15 protein-coding genes are annotated in these 16,244 nt (G+C 40.3%); 9 read left to right on the top strand and 6 right to left on the bottom strand.

Annotation, left to right across the window (positions count from 1 at the left end; all coding sequences use genetic code 11):
- On the bottom strand, positions 1-807 hold an 807-nt coding region (locus AC4GME_RS11145; RefSeq protein ID WP_490379400.1), incomplete at its 3' end, for an ATP-binding cassette domain-containing protein.
- A 314-nt stretch (positions 808-1,121) separates the two neighbouring features.
- Here AC4GME_RS11145 and kdsC point away from each other — a divergent pair.
- The 9 genes from kdsC (at position 1,122) to mgtE (ending at position 8,132) form a co-directional block, all read left to right on the top strand.
- Positions 1,122-1,670, top strand: a complete 549-nt coding sequence (gene kdsC, locus AC4GME_RS11140; RefSeq protein WP_490376420.1) for a 3-deoxy-manno-octulosonate-8-phosphatase KdsC — start codon at positions 1,122-1,124, stop codon at positions 1,668-1,670.
- Positions 1,671-2,234, top strand: a complete 564-nt coding sequence (gene lptC, locus AC4GME_RS11135; protein WP_490376419.1) for an LPS export ABC transporter periplasmic protein LptC — start codon at positions 1,671-1,673, stop codon at positions 2,232-2,234. It begins immediately after the preceding gene.
- Positions 2,221-2,766 carry a lipopolysaccharide transport periplasmic protein LptA gene (lptA, locus tag AC4GME_RS11130; protein ID WP_490376418.1) on the top strand — a complete coding sequence of 182 codons (546 nt, stop codon included), beginning with the start codon at positions 2,221-2,223 and terminating at the stop codon, positions 2,764-2,766. The genes lptC and lptA overlap by 14 nt, the downstream gene beginning before the upstream one ends.
- A gap of 5 nt (positions 2,767-2,771) precedes the next feature.
- A complete protein-coding gene (gene lptB, locus AC4GME_RS11125; protein WP_490376417.1) occupies positions 2,772-3,497 on the top strand; it encodes an LPS export ABC transporter ATP-binding protein in 726 nt (241 codons plus the stop codon).
- Positions 3,498-3,554: 57 nt separating this feature from the next.
- Positions 3,555-5,000: an RNA polymerase factor sigma-54 gene (locus AC4GME_RS11120; RefSeq protein WP_490376416.1), complete on the top strand. Its 1,446-nt coding sequence runs from the start codon at positions 3,555-3,557 to the stop codon at positions 4,998-5,000.
- Positions 5,001-5,146: 146 nt separating this feature from the next.
- Positions 5,147-5,593: a PTS sugar transporter subunit IIA gene (locus AC4GME_RS11115; RefSeq protein WP_490376415.1), complete on the top strand. Its 447-nt coding sequence runs from the start codon at positions 5,147-5,149 to the stop codon at positions 5,591-5,593.
- A gap of 19 nt (positions 5,594-5,612) precedes the next feature.
- Positions 5,613-6,458 (top strand): RNase adapter RapZ, encoded by an 846-nt coding sequence (gene rapZ, locus AC4GME_RS11110; protein WP_490379399.1) that lies wholly within the window; start codon positions 5,613-5,615, stop codon positions 6,456-6,458.
- A gap of 4 nt (positions 6,459-6,462) precedes the next feature.
- Positions 6,463-6,735, top strand: a complete 273-nt coding sequence (locus tag AC4GME_RS11105) for an HPr family phosphocarrier protein (protein WP_490376413.1) — start codon at positions 6,463-6,465, stop codon at positions 6,733-6,735.
- Between the two features lie 35 nt (positions 6,736-6,770).
- On the top strand, positions 6,771-8,132 hold the full coding sequence (gene mgtE, locus AC4GME_RS11100; protein ID WP_490376412.1) for a magnesium transporter: 1,362 nt from the start codon (positions 6,771-6,773) through the stop codon (positions 8,130-8,132).
- Positions 8,133-8,144: 12 nt separating this feature from the next.
- Here mgtE and AC4GME_RS11095 read toward each other — a convergent pair whose 3' ends face one another.
- The 5 genes from AC4GME_RS11095 to pdhR all read right to left on the bottom strand — a co-directional run bounded on the left by AC4GME_RS11095 (position 8,145) and on the right by pdhR (position 15,792).
- Complete coding sequence (locus tag AC4GME_RS11095) at positions 8,145-8,513, bottom strand: YacL family protein (RefSeq protein WP_490376411.1); 369 nt, start codon at positions 8,511-8,513, stop codon at positions 8,145-8,147.
- A 489-nt stretch (positions 8,514-9,002) separates the two neighbouring features.
- Positions 9,003-10,430, bottom strand: coding sequence for a dihydrolipoyl dehydrogenase (lpdA, locus tag AC4GME_RS11090; protein ID WP_490379398.1), 1,428 nt, complete (start codon positions 10,428-10,430; stop codon positions 9,003-9,005).
- Between the two features lie 103 nt (positions 10,431-10,533).
- A complete protein-coding gene (gene aceF / locus AC4GME_RS11085; protein ID WP_490379397.1) occupies positions 10,534-12,162 on the bottom strand; it encodes a dihydrolipoyllysine-residue acetyltransferase in 1,629 nt (542 codons plus the stop codon).
- 68 nt (positions 12,163-12,230) lie between these two features.
- The gene (gene aceE, locus AC4GME_RS11080; RefSeq protein ID WP_490376408.1) at positions 12,231-14,894 is read right to left on the bottom strand and encodes a pyruvate dehydrogenase (acetyl-transferring), homodimeric type; all 2,664 of its coding nucleotides are present in this window, start codon (positions 14,892-14,894) and stop codon (positions 12,231-12,233) included.
- Between the two features lie 148 nt (positions 14,895-15,042).
- Positions 15,043-15,792: a pyruvate dehydrogenase complex transcriptional repressor PdhR gene (pdhR, locus tag AC4GME_RS11075; protein WP_490379396.1), complete on the bottom strand. Its 750-nt coding sequence runs from the start codon at positions 15,790-15,792 to the stop codon at positions 15,043-15,045.
- Between the last annotated feature and the right edge of the window lie 452 nt (positions 15,793-16,244).

Genomic DNA, 16,244 nt, shown 5'->3' with positions numbered 1-16,244 from the left:
TTCTTGCACCTTTTGTAAATCCATTTGAAAATCATCACATTGGAAATGAAAAGGCACAGGACCTTCGTTTCGCCCAAGTAAAAACTGTTGCAGTAATGAGTTATCAGTTTGCTGTAAAATTGAATGAGCAGGCCCTTCGGCAATGATCTTTTGTTCAGCCAGCACATAAACATTATCGGCTATCGACAGTACTTCATTAACATCATGAGAAACAATAATAGAAGTTAAGCCAAGCGTCTGATTAAGCTGTTTAACTAAGTTAAGTAAAACATTCATGGAGATCGGATCTTGTCCCGTAAAAGGCTCATCGTATAAAATCATTTCAGGATCCAGTGCAATTGCACGCGCTAATGCAACCCGCCTTGCCATCCCTCCCGAAAGTTCAATTGGTTTCAGATCTTTGGCACCACGTAAGCCAACCGCTTCTAACTTCATTAAAACCAAAATCGAAAGCAAAGATTCATCGAGTTTACAATGTTCGCGAAGTGGAAATGCTACATTTTCAAATACAGAAAGTTCATTAAACAGCGCTCCACTTTGAAATAACATGCCCATTTTTTTACGGGCATCATACAATTCTTTATCAGAGCAGTTATGAATAGCGTTACCATTAAAAATAATCTCACCGCTGTCCACTGGCAGTTGTCCACCAATAAGCTTAAGCAAGGTTGTTTTGCCAATACCACTTGGCCCTAAAATCGCAGTAATTTTTCCACGCTCAAACTCAAAACATAAATTATCAAATAATAACCGTTCATTTCGAGAAAAGCAGAGGTTTTTAATCACAAGATGCTTTGAGTGTTTCATCAACAACTATTTTCTTCATATATAAATAAAGGTAACAGTGTAAAGATATGCCCTTTTTTATACAATTTATTAATAACAGAACTGCTACTTAATTTGCACAAATACAAATATTTACACTTATTCTATCTAGTTGTCTGAAATTTAAACACAATTGCACGTTAGCGCTTTATTTTTTAACTGATAACCGTGACAATAGTTAAACTAAAAATCATTGCTCGCGTTACAGGTGGCATTTTGTTATTTTGCCTATATACATGACTTTTTTATATATGACTTTTTTAATATTCGCATAAAATTACTTATTGAGAAATTAAATGTTCACAACACCCTACGGGAAAATTAGCGTTGAAAACTATCAACGCGCTTCAAAAATAAAATTACTCATTTGCGATGTAGATGGTGTGTTTTCTGACGGGCGGATCTATTTAGGCAACCAGGGTGAAGAGTTAAAAGCGTTTCACACTAAAGATGGATTTGGCATAAAAGCTATTTTAAAGTTAGGTATTGATGTTGCCATTGTTACTGGACGTCAGTCAAACATTGTCGAAAATAGAATGAAAGCTCTAGGTGTTCCTTATATTTTCCAAGGACAGGAAGATAAACTAACAGTATATCAATCTTTATTAAAGACACTGAGTTTAACAGCACAAGAAGTAGCCTATATCGGAGATGATGTGGTTGATCTACCTGTTATTGAGGATTGTGGTTTAGGTGTAGCTGTTAATGATGCTCATCCATTGGTTTTACAGGGTGCCGATTTAATTACCCAAACAAACGGTGGTTTTGGTGCAGTACGCGAGATTTGCGATCTCTTTCTACAATGTAATAACCAGCTTAATATCACGCAGGGTAAAAGTGAATAGATGACTAAACGCCAAAGTATCCCATTTATCTTATTATTGTTCGCATTTTTGCTGTGGTTATATTTTAAACCTGAAACGATTTTGCCGACACTGCCAAAGCATCAGCCAAATTATATTGCCTATAATGTTAGCAATGTTCATTTTGATGAAACAGGGAAAATCGGCCATAAAATATTTGCCGATAAAACAACCAGTTTTGCCAGCAAAGATATTACTGTCTTTGAAAATCCCAAAGTTATTATTTATATCGCAAATAAAGAAACTAATAACACAACTGTTTGGCAAATAAGCGGTGAAGATGGCATTCTTTATGAGCAAAACAAATTAATATTATCAAATGACGTATGGGTGGAAAACCTTAGTTTAGATCAACTAGTACAAACCATGGCAACAGAAAAATTAACTATACTACTGGATCAAAAAGAGATAAGCAGTGACCTACCTGTTACTTGGAAAGGGCCACAAATGCAGCAGCAAGGCATTGGTATGTGGGCCTCTCTAATCACTGAAGAATTAATTGTAAAAGATAACATTAAAGCGGTATACCTCAATGAAAACAAATAAAATAAGCATAATGATCAGCGCATTACTTCTTTCATTTTCAAGTCTTGCACTTGAGTCTGATTATAACCAGCCGATTAATGTTAGCTCGGTAAGTCAACATGCAAAAATGAAAAAGAATACTATTGTCTTTCTAGAAGATGTATTACTGACCCAAGGCAGCATTAAAATAACCGGTGACAAACTCACCGTTATTCGAGGCTCATTACCCAATCATGAGATAATGATCGCAGACGGTAAAGTAGCCACTTTTTATCAGACCCAGGATGACGGTAAACCCTTTGATGCAGAAGCAAATAGTATTCATTATGATGTTGCCAAAGGAAAAATAACGCTCACGGGTAATGCACAAGTAAAACAACTTGATAGCCAGATTAATGGTTCAAAAATAATTTACTTTCTTGAGACTGAAGAGCTAATTGTCAATACAGAAAAGGGCAAAGATGGACGTGTTAATACCGTATTTTTACCCGCGCAATTTGAAAAACCAAAAACAGATACAACTGAAAATAAAAACTCAGAAAAAGAAGAATAAATAAAATGGCTGAATTAATAGCAAAAGGTTTAGTAAAAAGCTACAAAGGTCGTACCGTGGTAAATGGTGTAAGTTTAACCGTAAAAACGGGCGAAATTGTCGGTTTACTTGGCCCAAATGGCGCAGGTAAAACAACCTCTTTTTATATGGTAGTTGGTTTAGTCAAACAAGATGAAGGCACAATCATTATTGATAATGAAGATATTTCTCATCACCCGATGCATATTCGCGCGCAAAAAGGGATAGGCTATCTACCACAAGAAGCCTCTATCTTTCGCCGTTTAACAGTCACCGAAAATATCATGGGTATTTTACAAATACGTAAGGAGCTAACTCAAGCTCAACGTGATGAAAAACTAGAGACCCTGCTCGAAGAGTTTCATATTACCCATATCCGTGATAACAAAGGCATGAGCTTATCAGGTGGAGAACGACGTCGTGTTGAAATTGCACGCGCACTGGCAACCGAACCTAAATTCATTCTCTTAGATGAACCTTTTGCCGGGGTTGATCCTATTTCCGTTATCGATATTAAAAATATTATTCAGCAGCTGCGTGATCGTGGTTTAGGTGTATTAATTACTGATCACAACGTACGCGAAACATTGGATGTGTGCCAGCATTCATATATCGTCAGCCATGGTGAAATTATTGCAATTGGGACGCAAGACGAAATATTAGCAAACGATCATGTAAAACAAGTTTATCTGGGTGAAGAATTTAAGTTATAGGTTATAGTTAGTCACTTAGTTCATAGAATTGCTTCGTATGAGGAAAAAAGTGTTTTGATGAAACAAGGTTTACAGTTGAAGATGGGTCAGCAACTTGCTATGACTCCTCAATTACAACAAGCAATTAAATTATTACAACTTTCCACACTTGACTTACAACAAGAGATCCAAAATGCTCTCGATGAAAACCCACTGCTTGAACAAGATGACAACAGTGGTATTGAAGAGGTTAATAAAGAGCAAGACAGTAGTCAGATAGATACCTCTGAGGCATTAACTAAGCAAGAATTTGCAGATGATTTACCCGTGGAAAACAGCTGGGAAGAGTCATATACAGCACCACCAACCACCTCAATTTCCTCTGGCACATCAAGTTATGAGGGAGAAGACACTGTATACCAAGGCGAGTCTTCAAATACTCTACAAGACCACTTAATCTGGCAGATGCAACTCACCCCTTTTTCTGAGACCGACCTACTGATCGCAACATCAATCATCGACTCTATTGATGAATCTGGATATTTAACAGCAAGTTGCGAGTCAATTTTAGAAAGTTTATCTCCTGAAGTCGAGGATCTTGAATTAGATGAAATTCTCGTCGTTTTAAAGCGTATTCAACATTTTGATCCGATTGGTGTAGCGGCTCGCTCAACACAAGAATGCCTGCAGATCCAGCTTCAGCATCTACCTCAACAGACACCATGGTTAAATGAAGCATTAATGGTACTTGAATTGCACATGGATCTGCTTGCTAATCGTGATTACCGCACGCTGGCAAGAAAAACTAAATTAAAAGAAGCTCAGTTAGCAGAGGTTATGCGCCTGATTCAAAGTTTAGAGCCTCGCCCGGGTAATCAAATTGAAGACAGTCAAGCGCAATATATCGTACCGGATGTTTATGTAAAAAAAATTGCAGGGCAATGGCGTGTATCATTAAACCAAGATTGTGATCCCAACCTTTCGGTAAACCAGAAATACGCTGATTTATGCAAAGGTAAGATTAGTAAAACCGATTCACAATTTATCAAGGGCCATCTGCAAGAAGCAAAGTGGTTTATTAAAAGCTTAGAAAGCCGTAATGAAACCTTATTAAAGGTATCCAATTGTATCGTACAGCAGCAACAAGCCTTTTTTGAATATGGCGATGAAGCGATGAAACCGATGGTCTTAAATGATGTCGCATTTGAAGTAGAGATGCATGAATCAACTATTTCCCGGGTCACCACACAAAAGTTTATGCATACACCAAGAGGCATTTATGAGCTTAAATTTTTCTTTTCCAGCCATGTTGCAACAGAAAGTGGCGGTGAATGCTCATCAACGGCTATTCGCGCGTTAATTAAAAAATTAGTCAGTGCAGAAATCACAACTAAACCCTTAAGTGACAATAAGATAACCCTGTTACTTGAAGATCAAGGGATCAAAGTGGCACGTCGTACAATTGCCAAATATCGTGAGTCACTGGGTATTCCGCCATCTAATCAACGTAAACAGCTACTTTGATTAATAGGGCAAGTAAGTGATGTTTAATGCATGGAATTGGAATAATCTTTGATGGATATTAAGAAATAGTTATTTCTTGATAGCCATTCACGAGTAAACTGCTACACTCGCGCGATTCTTTTACAGTGACTTAAATAGAATAAAATATGAAAATATCGACCTTATTAAGCAAAGATTCCGTTTTTAGCAAAACGAGCTGCACAAGCAAAAAAAGTGCATTAGAAAAAATTAGCCGTATTGCAGCTGAAAAATTAAATATCGATCCTCAGATATTATTTAATAATTTAATTGCCCGAGAAAAAATAGGCTCTACAGGTGTAGGATCAGGTATTGCAATCCCTCACGTAAAAATTGACAGCTCGTTGCCGGCAACTGCCGTCTTTCTGCAATGTGAAACTGCAATTGATTACGATGCATATGATGGTAACAAAGTCGATCTTCTGTTCGCTATTTTTGTTCCCGAAGACCGTTGCCAGCAATATCTTGTTGCACTTTCTGAAATCAGCAAAAAACTGTTAGATAAGCCTTTTTTACGTCAATTAAGAAATGCTGATAATGACCAGGCTCTTTTTGAGTTACTGCAGGCGGAATAAACCATAAAGTGGAGTAGAAATGAAATTAGTCATCATTAGTGGACGCTCTGGTTCAGGAAAAACAATAGCACTGCATGTACTTGAAGATTTAGGTTATAACTGCATTGACGGCGTACCATTTCAACTTCTTGAGCAATTAATTGATACTGTTGATGCAAAAAACAATAAAATAGCAATCAGCTTAGATATTCGTAACTTACCGACTAAAGCAGCTGAGATTGAGCAGTTACTTAGCTCATTAAAAAATAAAGTTGATATTGAAATCGTCTATTTGGATGCAATCAGCAGCGAATTAATCCGCCGTTATAGCGAAACAAGACGACTTCATCCGCTTTCCAAACAAAAGTTATCTTTATCGCAAGCACTTGAGCTTGAAAATGAACTGCTACAACCTATTCGTGACCGTGCGGCACTCGCAATTGATACCACAACGCTTTCAATTCATAACTTAAATGAACGCCTTAAAATTCATCTGCAAGGCACAGCGAAAAGCAACTTACTGATTATCTTTCAATCTTTTGGTTTCAAATATAAACATCCTGAAGATGCTGATTATATTTTTGATGTGCGTTTTTTACCAAACCCGCATTGGATACCTGAACTGCAAAAATACACAGGCTTGGATCAACCGGTAAAAGATTATCTTGATTCGCACAACTTGGTTAAACAGACGATTAACCAAATTGAAAACCTTTTTCATTCCTGGTTACCCCATCTTGAAACCAATAACCGCAACTACGTCACGATTGCAATTGGTTGTACCGGCGGAAAACACCGCTCAGTTTATGTAGCAGAGCAGATTGCAGCACGCTTTAAAACTAAGTACCAGGTGCAAATTGAACATAAGTGTTTAAAAGGGCAATAAACAGATGGATATCATCAGGCAAACAATTACAATACAGAACAAATTAGGTTTACATACACGTGCAACGATTAAGCTTGTTGAATTAGTTAACTCTTTTGATGCAACTATTACAATTAAACACCAAAATAAACAAGCTGATGCTGACAGCGTACTTGGTTTGCTGGTTTTAGAAACTTGCTATGGTCAAGAGATTGAAATACTTGCCAAGGGTAAAGAAGCAAAACAAGCGATGCTTGCCGTCACTAAACTAATAGAAGATAAATTTTTAGAAGAATAATTTTTAGAATAAAATAATAATAAGGGAGTCATGCCATGCTGGAAAATACTGATGTACAAAATGCCCAGCAACGCCTCCAGGAAGTAAACAAAGCCCTTGAAAGTGGCATGTTTGTTAAGGCTCGCGGCATTCTTGAAAAGATGCCAGCTTGTGATGTAGCCCTACTGCTTGAATCCTCTCCTCCAGCCAATCGTAAAGTCCTATGGAATTTAACCGATCACGATCAACAGGGTGAAATTCTTGAAGAGTTAAATGAAGATGCAAAAGATGGCATCATCAGTTTAATGGGCGCATCAAATTTAGTTGCCGCCACAGAAGGTATGGATACAGATGATCTTGCCTATATTTTACGTGGTATCCCGGACAGTCTCTATCAAGCTGTATTACAACAGATGGACGAACAAGACCGACACCGTGTAGAGCAAGCACTTGCTTACCCCGAAGATACTGCCGGCTCGATGATGAACACTGACACTATCACTCTTCGACCGGATGTTTCAATTGATGTTGTACTGCGTTACTTACGTTTAAAAGGTGAATTACCAGAAGCAACCGACACCCTGTATGTAGTCAATGAAGATGACCAGTTAATTGGCGATGTCCCCTTATCAACATTACTGACGGTTGATCCGTCTCTTTCTGTTGCACAAGTAATGGATAATAAAACAGAAACCTTACTCGCAGAGATGGATGAAGGTGAAATAGCCAAACTATTTGAACGTCATGATTGGGTCTCAGCGCCTGTGGTTGATTCACAAAACCACCTGCTGGGTCGAATCACCATTGATGACGTAGTTGATATTATCCGCGAAAACGCCGAACACTCGATGATGGGTATGGCGGGTATGGATGATGATGAAGATACTTTTGCTCCCATTCTGCCCAGTACAAAACGTCGTACCGTTTGGCTGTCAATTAATTTAATTGCGGCATTCATTGCCGCATCTGTAACTAATATGTTTGAAGCAACATTAGAGCAGATGGCGACCCTTGCGATATTGATGACCATAGTACCGAGCATGGGCGGTATTGCAGGCAATCAGACACTTGCTTTAGTTATTCGCGGGATTGCTGTCGGCCATATCGGTAGCAGCAATACTAGATGGTTAATCGGCAAAGAAGCGGCGATTGGCATTCTTAATGGTTTGATTTGGGCGTTTTTAGTAGCGACTGCAGTTACCCTATGGAAAGGCGATCTTGCTGTTGGTTTAATTATCGCAGGCGCGATGTTTATTAATCTGTCTGTTGCCGGAATAGCAGGGGTCACCATTCCGCTAGTTATGCATAAATATAAAATAGATCCCGCACTTGCAGGCGGTATGGCGTTAACAACAGTCACCGATGTGATTGGTCTGTTTTCTTTCTTAGGTATGGCGACCTTAGTGTTAGGCTACTGATCCCCTTGCCATCTACCCCTGCACAAACTCTAACCAAGACTCTATGAGATTCAAAAAATCTTCCAGTCCGCAGGATGCTTGAATCTCTAAGTCATAAAACGCCAAATCCCCTTCCAAATCAATCTCATCCTGATTATTCAGTAAACTGTGATTAATCACTTGCGCTTCATCTTGATTAACTAAAAGTGAAAACTCACTACCGGTTAATTTTACATCTGTAATAGCGCGTTGCTGCAATAAAACAATCTTAGCGAGCAGATCTTCTATCCAATCTACCGCTTGCCCCTCCTGCTCTAACCAGGTTGCAAAAGCCTCATGACCCATAGACAACTTGACAGTCGCTTGCTCGCTAATAAAATCTTTTCTAAATTCAAATTCCATATTTTCTCAAAATAGCTAGTAAAATTAACAGTACATATTAACGGGCAGTATACATGATTGATGGTATTTTTAACCTGCCTATGTGGCAGAGTAATTAGTCTCATTTCCACGTTCAGCATGGGAATGCAGAGATTCCTAGCCAATTGGCATTGAAGGAAGCTGTCGCTTGTAAGCGTTTGCTTGATCTTTCATAAAAAATCAGCAAAAAATTAGAGGACATCCAAGCCTTTTACAAATCTATCAATGCGGCTAGGAAATTTACGTTTACGTTTTTCTTGGCTGGAAAATGAGTTTAGCAAGATAAAAAACGTACGGGCGGAATACCAACAAATAAAGGTAAACCATACACCTCAAGCTCACGCAAACTAATAGTGTTATGCATTCCCACGCGGAGCGTGAGGAACGAGAAAAAAACAGCTAGTGATCTTATATTAGACAAAAAAAAGGCGCTTTAAAAGCGCCCTTTGTAAACAGATTCAAACCGTAATGTTATTTACGTTTTACCGCTTTGGCATTGGGCAGATCGGTAATAGAGCCTTCATATATTTCAGCAGCTAAACCAACTGACTCATGCAGTGTCGGGTGCGCATGAATAGTTAAGGCAATATCTTCAGCATCACAGCCCATCTCAATTGCCAGACCGATTTCACCCAGCAGTTCACCTGCATTTGAACCAACGACAGCGCCGCCGATTACGCGATCTGTTTCTTTATCAAAGATAAGTTTAGTTAATCCATCGCTGCAATCTGATGCGATTGCCCGGCCGGAAGCAGCCCAAGGAAACACTGATTTTTCGTAATTAATGCCCTGCTCTTTTGCTTCTTTTTCAGTTAAACCGACCCACGCCATTTCCGGTTCAGTATAAGCAATTGATGGGATTGTTTTCGGATCGAAATAATGTTTTTTACCCGAGATAACTTCAGCTGCAACATGCCCTTCATGCACACCTTTATGCGCAAGCATAGGTTGACCGACGATATCGCCGATTGCATGGATATGCGGCACATTAGTGAGCATCTGTTTATCAACTTCGATAAATCCGCGCTCGGTCACTTCAATACCCGCTTTTTCGGCATCCAGTGATAAACCGTTTGGCACACGACCGACCGCCACTAATACTGCATCATAAGCTTTTGCTGTCGCTGGTGCGTTTTTGCCTTCAAAGGTGACATAAAGCGCGTCTTCCTTAGCATCAACCGCGGTCACTTTGGTTGATAGCATAATATTAAACTTGCCCTTCACTTTCTTAGTGTAAACCTGCACGATATCTTTATCGGCCGCCGGCACTAACTGCTCGGCAAATTCTACAACATCAACATCAGAGCCCAGTGATTTATATACAGTTCCCATCTCAAGGCCGATAATACCGCCGCCTAAAATAAGTAAACGTTTTGGCACACAACGTAACTCTAATGCGTCTGTTGAATCCCATACACGATGATCATCATGTGGAATAAAGGGAAGTTTAACTGGCCGTGAGCCCGCTGCGATAATGGCATTATCAAAATTAACGGTGGTTTTCTCATCGTCCCCTTGCACGACAATGGTATTGGAGCCAGTAAATTTACCGAAACCGTTTACCACGGTAACTTTACGCATCGATGCCATGCCCTGCAGGCCGCCCGTCAGCTGTGAAACAACTTTATCTTTCCAGATACGGATTTTATCAACATCGGTTGATGGCTCGCCAAATAATACACCGTGTTCAGCTAATGCTTTGGCTTCTTCAATCACTTTTGAAACGTGCAATAGTGCTTTTGACGGGATACAGCCCACGTTCAAACAAACACCACCAAGCGTACTGTATTTTTCAATTAATACAGTTTCCAGACCTAAATCGGCGGCGCGAAATGCTGCTGAGTAACCCGCAGGGCCAGAGCCGAGTACCACTACTTGTGCTTTAATTTCTTTACTCATGTAAACCTCTGTAAAAGTGTTCCATCGAAGACTGTTTTGAGTCTATGTAATTGTTAACTAAATGCAAAATAAAAGGTCGACAAATGCCGACCTGTTAACATTATTATAAAATTAGCGTGCGTAGATCAGCTAGATAGTTATTAATTGCGGTAATGAAACGTGCACCATCAGCACCATCGATCACACGGTGATCGTATGAAAGAGCAAGAGGAACCATTAAACGAGGTTCGAACTCTTTACCATTCCATAACGGTTTCATTGCTGATTTTGAAACGCCTAAAATAGCCACTTCTGGAGCATTTACGATAGGTGTAAATTGTGTACCGCCGATGCCGCCCAGGCTGGAGATAGTCATGCTTCCGCCCTGCATATCTTTAGCGGTTAATTTACCCGCTCGTGCTTTTTTAGATATTTCACCGATTTCACGTGAGATATCGTAAATACCTTTATTTAATACATCTTTAACTACCGGTACGACCAGACCGTTCGGTGTATCAACCGCAATACCGATATTAAAGTATTTTTTCAGAATTAAGCTTTCACCATCAGCTGATAATGACGAGTTAAAGTTAGGGTATTGCTGAAGTGCTTTGGCAACAGCTTTCATCATAAATACCAGCGGACTAATTTTAACACCGAGATCTTGCTTAGCTGCAATGGCATTCTGCTCTTTACGGAAGCTTTCCAGATCTGTGATATCCGCTTCATCAAATTGCGTAACATGGGGAATGGTTACCCAGTTACGGTGCAGTGTAGGACCGGATATCTTCTGAATACGTGAAAGTGGTTTCTCTTCGATTTCACCAAATTTAGAGAAATCAATTTGCGCTGCAGCGATTACCTGTAGACCGTTTCCACCGCCAGTGACAGTGGAAGCCGTTGCTTTCGGACGGGATAATTCATATTTAACAAATGTTTGCACATCTTCTTTTAAGATACGTTTTTTACGGCCAGTACCTGTTACTTTGCTTAAATCAACACCAAACTCACGAGATAAACGGCGCACAGAAGGAGATGCATGAATTGCACCGCCTTTAGATTGTTCATGCGTTGCAGGGTGATGCGGCACTGGCGGTTCTTTTGGCGCAGGGGCTGGTGCTTGTGGAGCTTCAACCGGCGCGGCGGCAACAGGACCTGCTGAACCTTCACTTACTGTTTCAACAATCAGGATTAAACTGCCTTCAGACACTTTATCACCCGCTGCGATTTTAACTTCTTTAACGATACCGGCAAACGGTGCAGGCACGTCCATTGATGCTTTATCACCTTCAACGCTAAGGATGTCCTGTTCCGCTTCGATAACATCACCAACAGACACTAATACTTCTGTTACTTCAACTTCATCACCGCCGATATCAGGAACACAAACTTCTTGCAGTTCGCTTACTGATGCAGCAGCCGCTGCAACAGCTGTTTCTACAACAACTTCTGCTTTTACTTGCGCAGCAGGAGCCGCTTCTACCACAGGAGCTTCAATTGCAGCAGAAGTTTCTCCAGCAACTTCAACGATTAATACAATGCTACCTTCAGAAACACTGTCACCAACTGTGACTTTAATCTCTTTAACCACCCCCGCAACAGATGATGGCACATCCATTGCAGCTTTATCACCTTCTATCGAAAGGATATCTTGATCTTCGGCGATCGTATCGCCAACAGAGACTAGAATCTCTGTGATATCAGCAGCATCAGAGCCAATATCAGGTAGTAAAAATTCTTTTAATTCAGACATAATAATTTTTCCTAATCAATAAAAACAGTTAAGCCATGCTGATAAGCATGGCTAATACTTTGTTTTATTTACGCTAATAATGGGTTGATTTTGTTCACATCGATATCAAATTTGGCGATTGCTTGTGTCACAACACTGCGTTCAACGGAGCCTGATTTAGCCAGTTCATGCAGCGTTGCAACAACCACATAACCTGCGTTAACTTCAAAGTGACGACGTAAGTTTTCACGGCTGTCACTGCGACCGAAACCATCTGTACCTAATACACGGTATGTGCCAGGTACATATGCACGTACTTGTTCTGCGTATGATTTCATGTAATCCGTACAAGCAACCGTTAACACACCCTCTTCAAGCTGCTCTGTAATATAAGCTTTTTGCTCGGCAGCTTCGGGGTTAAGCATATTGATACGATCGATTGCCTGACCGTCACGCGCTAACTCATTGAATGAAGTTGCACTGAATACGGTTGAATCAATACCGTAATCATTTGCAAGAATATCCGCAGCTTTACGTACTTCCAGCATAATAGTACCGGAGCTAAGCAGCTGTACTTTCGCTTTACTTGTGCCTTTCACTTCGTCTAACTTGTAGATACCTTTACGGATCCCTTCTTCAACACCTTCAGGCATTTCAGGTTGAACGTAGTTTTCGTTCATTACAGTCAGGTAGTAGAAGATATCTTCCTGATCATCATACATACGTTTCATACCGTCCTGTACGATAACAGCTACTTCGTAACCGTATGTCGGATCATAAGTAATACAGTTCGGGATAACACCCGCTTGAATATGACTGTGCCCATCTTCATGTTGCAGACCTTCACCGTTAAGTGTAGTACGACCAGCAGTTCCGCCGATCATAAAACCACGTGCACGTTGATCACCCGCAGCCCAAGCCATATCACCTACACGTTGGAAACCAAACATTGAGTAATAGATGTAGAAAGGAATCATCGGCATATCATTAGTACTGTATGACGTTGCTGCTGCAACCCAATCACACATAGCGCCTAACTCATTGATACCTTCCTGTAATACCTGACCTTGTGTATCTTCACGGTAGTAAGCAACCTGCTCCCTGTCCTGTGGCGTATATTTCTGACCTTCACGCGAGTAGATCCCTACTTGACGGAACAGACCTTCCATACCAAAGGTACGCGCTTCATCAGGGATGATTGGCACAATATGTTTGCCGATTGCTTTGTCTTTAAGTAGCGCAGTTAATACACGAACAAATGCCATGGTTGTCGAGATTTCACGGCCATTTGAACCTGCAAGTAACGCTTTAAACAGATCCAGTTTTGGAATGTCTAATTCAACAGTTGTCTGCATACGACGCTTAGGCAGAAAACCGCCTAATGCTTGACGACGTGCTGTCATGTATTTAACTTCTTCAGACTCAGGTCCCGGATGGTAATAAGGTAGCGACTCAAGATCTTCATCTTTTACTGGGATATTGAAACGATCTCGGTAATGACGAACAGCATCTGTTGCCATTTTCTTAACACCGTGGGCAATATTTTTACCTTCACCCGCATCGCCCATACCGTAACCTTTAACGGTTTTAACAAGCAGTACACTTGGACGTCCTTTGGTTTCCGCTGCCTTTTTATAAGCTGCATAAACTTTGAATGGATCATGTCCACCACGGTTTAAACGGTAGATATCTTCATCTGACATATTGGCAACCATCGCCGCCGTTTCAGGATATTTACCAAAGAAGTGTTTACGCGTGTAAGCGCCGCCTTTCGCTTTAAAGTTCTGGTAATCACCATCAACTGTTTCTTCCATCAGTTGCAGCAGTTTACCCGTTTTATCCTGTGCTAACAGTGCATCCCAGTAACGCCCCCAAACAACCTTGATAACTTCCCAGCCTGCGCCGCGGAAAGTGCCTTCAAGTTCCTGGATGATTTTACCGTTACCGCGAACAGGACCATCTAAACGTTGTAAGTTACAGTTAACAACAAATACTAAGTTATCCAGTTTTTCACGCGATGCCATACCGATCGCACCAAGTGCTTCCGGCTCATCAATCTCACCGTCACCTAGATATGCGTAAACTTTTTGCTGAGAGCAATCTTTAATGCCGCGATCGGTTAAGTATTTAAGGAAACGCGCCTGGTAAAGTGCCGCGATTGGACCTAGGCCCATAGACACTGTAGGGAACTGCCAGTACTCTGGTAATAATTTAGGATGCGGGTATGAAGGGATGCCTTTACCATCAACTTCCTGACGGAAGTTATCTAGTTGCTCCTCACTAATACGACCTTCAAGGAATGAACGTGAATAGATACCCGGTGCAATATGACCTTGGAAATAAACTAAGTCCCCACCATCAACATCACTTGGGCCGCGGAAAAAGTGGTTAAATGCGACATCATAAATCGTTGCTGAAGAAGCAAAACTAGAGATATGACCGCCTAGTTCCAGATCTTTTTTCGAAGCACGCAATACAGTTACCAAAGCATTCCAACGGATAATCGCACGAATACGCTGCTCTAATGGCAAATCACCAGGGAAGTGTGGCTCTTGTCCCGGGGTAATGGTATTAATGTATGCGGTTGTAGAGTTAAATGGTAAGTGGCCACCGCTACGACGAGTTTTATCAATCATTTTTTCAAGTAAAAAATGCGCACGCTCAGTGCCCTCTTCTTCAATCACGGCTTCAAGTGCATCTAACCACTCTGAAGTTTCTTGCGAATCAATATCACTGTTTAAGATGTCAGTCATGACACTTTCCTTCTCTATCACTAAATAATCTTAACCGTTAAGTTAAGTGCTTAATAATAACTATTTAGAAAACCAATCCCAGGCTGGCACAGCCGACCTTTAGTCAGATAAGCCATCTAAATAGTTACCCGTTTTGTTTTTAAAAAAGTTAAAACCGCCCTAATTCGCGTTTAAATGAACTCTCTTCACGTAACATAACAAGACGTGTTTCTTCTATATAAATCAGATGTCGCGCCGATGCTTCTTGTGCTTTTTTGGGTTGCTTGGAAAGAATAGCTTCAAGCACCTGCAGACGATGTTGATCAATTTTTTTAGCGACTTCAGGATAGCGGTAAAGTTGCTTCACATTGTCAGCTATATTTTTTTCAAGTAATGGTTTAATGCCACGCGCTAAATGTAAAAAGACCACATTGTGAGATGCTTTTATCACAGACAGATAAAACACTGCGACACTCTGTATTTCCAGTTCTAAATCATTAGCTTGTTGCGCTTTTTTAATTGCATCAAAACTATTTTTAATGACGCTGAAATCTTCTGCACTGCCGCGCAGTGCTGCGTAATACGCAGAAACCCCTTCTAATGCATAACGAAATTCTAATAAGTCATATTGAGATTCAGGGTGCGTATTTAATAGTTCAAATAATGGATCCGTTAACTGCTCTCGCAACTCTTCCTTAACATAAGTACCACCACCTTGACGGCGAGTGAGTAAACCTTTTGATTCTAAGCGCTGGATAGCTTCACGTAATGAAGGACGGGATACATCAAACTGTTTGGCTAGCTCACGCTCAGGAGGTAATTTTTCGCCCAGCTCTAAAGACCCTTCTAAAATCAGGCTTTCAAGACGACTTTCTATCATATCCGCAAGCTTAGGTTGTTTGATTTTTTCGTAAGCCATAATGCCCTTAATAAATAGAAAATTCAGCCAATTGAAAATGGTATTACCAATTTACTTTTACATATAGAAATTAACAATTATTTTACCAAGTGTCCAGTGAAACTTGATCTATATCAACAGGCAGATATGAGTTTTAACTTATTTGAGGGTGTTTTAGGCTTAAACAATAAAAAGGTAAGACCAATCCCACTTAAATGTTAACGAGATGTGAAGTTGCCGTGTTTCTTATCAAGGTTGGTTGCTGCATTTTAAATACCACTATTCGCCATATGTGTGGGCGAAATAACAGTTAGTTAATTGAATAGCAAAATTACGCAGCCACTTTTTCATTTCTTGGCTTGCATGGTGAATTGTAGATAGCAGCACTTTGATGCCTGGTCTGGGGGGGATTTGCTACAGTGATAAGCCAATCAACAAGGCGACAGTTAGATGAATATGATAACTATTAAATC

Source organism: Psychromonas sp. (genome assembly GCF_983033635.1).
This window is presented reverse-complemented; position numbering and strand designations above follow the sequence as displayed.

What these genes read in the sequence shown, in the direction of transcription:
- lptB (WP_490376417.1), top strand. Translation starts at nt 2,772, where the DNA reads ATGGCTGAATTAATAGCAAAAGGTTTAGTAAAAAGCTACAAAGGTCGT.
- AC4GME_RS11115 (WP_490376415.1), top strand. Translation starts at nt 5,147, where the DNA reads ATGAAAATATCGACCTTATTAAGCAAAGATTCCGTTTTTAGCAAAACG.
- lptC (WP_490376419.1), top strand. Translation starts at nt 1,671, where the DNA reads ATGACTAAACGCCAAAGTATCCCATTTATCTTATTATTGTTCGCATTT.
- aceF (WP_490379397.1), bottom strand. Translation starts at nt 12,162, where the DNA reads ATGTCTGAATTAAAAGAATTTTTACTACCTGATATTGGCTCTGATGCT.
- AC4GME_RS11105 (WP_490376413.1), top strand. Translation starts at nt 6,463, where the DNA reads ATGGATATCATCAGGCAAACAATTACAATACAGAACAAATTAGGTTTA.
- AC4GME_RS11095 (WP_490376411.1), bottom strand. Translation starts at nt 8,513, where the DNA reads ATGGAATTTGAATTTAGAAAAGATTTTATTAGCGAGCAAGCGACTGTC.
- mgtE (WP_490376412.1), top strand. Translation starts at nt 6,771, where the DNA reads ATGCTGGAAAATACTGATGTACAAAATGCCCAGCAACGCCTCCAGGAA.
- lpdA (WP_490379398.1), bottom strand. Translation starts at nt 10,430, where the DNA reads ATGAGTAAAGAAATTAAAGCACAAGTAGTGGTACTCGGCTCTGGCCCT.
- aceE (WP_490376408.1), bottom strand. Translation starts at nt 14,894, where the DNA reads ATGACTGACATCTTAAACAGTGATATTGATTCGCAAGAAACTTCAGAG.
- rapZ (WP_490379399.1), top strand. Translation starts at nt 5,613, where the DNA reads ATGAAATTAGTCATCATTAGTGGACGCTCTGGTTCAGGAAAAACAATA.
- pdhR (WP_490379396.1), bottom strand. Translation starts at nt 15,792, where the DNA reads ATGGCTTACGAAAAAATCAAACAACCTAAGCTTGCGGATATGATAGAA.
- AC4GME_RS11120 (WP_490376416.1), top strand. Translation starts at nt 3,555, where the DNA reads ATGAAACAAGGTTTACAGTTGAAGATGGGTCAGCAACTTGCTATGACT.
- kdsC (WP_490376420.1), top strand. Translation starts at nt 1,122, where the DNA reads ATGTTCACAACACCCTACGGGAAAATTAGCGTTGAAAACTATCAACGC.
- lptA (WP_490376418.1), top strand. Translation starts at nt 2,221, where the DNA reads ATGAAAACAAATAAAATAAGCATAATGATCAGCGCATTACTTCTTTCA.